2 protein-coding genes are annotated in these 2,123 nt (G+C 63.4%); both read right to left on the bottom strand.

The features are described 5' to 3' along the window. Nucleotides 1-890: flagellin N-terminal helical domain-containing protein (locus A5906_RS38395; RefSeq protein WP_080140303.1), on the bottom strand; the 890-nt coding region annotated here is incomplete at its 3' end. 294 nt (nt 891-1,184) lie between these two features. Then, a partial coding sequence (locus A5906_RS38390) for a flagellin (protein ID WP_136615795.1) occupies nt 1,185-2,123 on the bottom strand: 939 nt, incomplete at its 5' end.

Genomic DNA, 2,123 nt, shown 5'->3' with positions numbered 1-2,123 from the left:
ACGCCGAGCTGCTGCTGGGTCTGAAGCGCCTGCAGGCGCGTCGATTCCGCGTTCATGTCGGCGTCGACGAGCTGGCCGATGCCGCGATCCACGGAGTCCATCAGGTTCTTGACGAATTCCGTGTTGGTCGCGATGCGGTTCTTGACGGCACCGAGATTGGCGGCAGCCGAGGCAACCGTGTTGATCGCCGCGGTGACCTGGTTGATGTAGCCGTCGAGCTTGGCCTGGTCAGTCGCCGCGTCGGTCAGCGAGCCGATGGCGATCGTGTCGACCGACGCGAAGCCGGTCGTGCTGTTGCCGGTCACCGTATCCAGGATGCCGGTCTTGGTTGCGCCGTTGACGGTGTAGAGCGCGAAGGTGGCCGTCGTCACCGTGATGGAGCCGATGGTGGGCGTACCGCCGACACGCGAGTACGACGACACGAGGTTGAAGCTCGTCGGCGTCGCCGTGGTTCCGGTCGAGGTGTCGATGCTCAGCCAGTTGATGCCGTTGATCGTGGCCGAATTGGCCTTGAGCTTCATATCCTGCTGGATCTGGGTGACTTCCGACTGGATCTTGGTGCGATCGATACCCGCGGTCTTGGCCTCGACCAGCAGCGCCTGGAGCTTGGTCAGGCCGGATTCCTTGTCGCCGATGACCGTGTTCAGAGCGGTGTATTCGGTGTCCACCATCGCGGCCGACAGACCGAGCGAGTCGGAGACCGCGGAGAGCGCGGCGTTGTCGGAGCGCATCGAGGTCGCGATCGACCAATAGGCCGAGTTGTCCGCGGCAGTCGAAACACGCTGGCCGGTCGAGATCCGGTTCTGCGTGGTCGCGAGCTGCGAGCTGACGTTGCGGAGGGTCTGCAGCGCGGTCATTGCAGACGAGTTGGTGAGAAGGCTGGAACTCATTTTTGACGCCCCTTTGAAGATTGAATTGTTAGGGACATACCGGGCTTGCACCGGTACGACAGGGCGGCATCATGCCTTTGGGCTGCGGACGAGCGCGCCCAACCTGACGTAACAGTGGCGATAGCATGCGAAGTTTGTGCGGGGCTTGTGGCTCCGTGACCCGACTGCAACAGGGTACGTCAAATCAAGGTACGAGGGGGCGAGGTGCGAAAGCCATGGCGCGCGCCGACCACACGCCAAACGAAAAGGGCCGCGCTTCTCGCGAAGCGCGGCCCTTTGCCGATGGCTTGAAGCTTAGCGGAACAGCGACAGGATGCTCTGGCTGTTCTGGTTGGCGATCGAGAGCGCCTGGACGCCGAGCTGCTGCTGGGTCTGAAGCGCCTGCAGGCGCGTCGATTCCGCGTTCATGTCGGCGTCGACGAGCTGGCCGATGCCGCGATCCACGGAGTCCATCAGGTTCTTGACGAATTCCGTGTTGGTCGCGATGCGGTTCTTGACGGCACCGAGATTGGCGGCAGCCGAGGCAACCGTGTTGATCGCCGCGGTGACCTGGTTGATGTAGCCGTCGAGCTTGGCCTGGTCAGTCGCCGCGTCGGTCAGCGAGCCGATGGCGATCGTGTCGACCGACGCGAAGCCGGTCGTGCTGTTGCCGGTCACCGTATCCAGGATGCCGGTCTTGGTTGCGCCGTTGACGGTGTAGAGCGCGAAGGTGGCCGTCGTCACCGTGATGGAGCCGATGGTGGGCGTACCGCCGACACGCGAGTACGACGACACGAGGTTGAAGCTCGTCGGCGTCGCCGTGGTTCCGGTCGAGGTGTCGATGCTCAGCCAGTTGATGCCGTTGATCGTGGCCGAATTGGCCTTGAGCTTCATATCCTGCTGGATCTGGGTGACTTCCGACTGGATCTTGGTGCGATCGATACCCGCGGTCTTGGCCTCGACCAGCAGCGCCTGGAGCTTGGTCAGGCCGGATTCCTTGTCGCCGATGACCGTGTTCAGAGCGGTGTATTCGGTGTCCACCATCGCGGCCGACAGACCGAGCGAGTCGGAGACCGCGGAGAGCGCGGCGTTGTCGGAGCGCATCGAGGTCGCGATCGACCAATAGGCCGAGTTGTCCGCGGCAGTCGAAACACGCTGGCCGGTCGAGATCCGGTTCTGCGTGGTCGCGAGCTGCGAGCTGACGTTGCGGAGGGTCTGCAGCGCGGTCATTGCAGACGAGTTGGTGAGAAGGCT

Source organism: Bradyrhizobium sacchari (genome assembly GCF_002068095.1).
In the GTDB taxonomy this organism is placed as follows: domain Bacteria; phylum Pseudomonadota; class Alphaproteobacteria; order Rhizobiales; family Xanthobacteraceae; genus Bradyrhizobium; species Bradyrhizobium sacchari.
The sequence above is the reverse complement of the archived record's forward strand: the minus strand, read 5'-3'. Positions and strand labels throughout refer to the sequence as shown.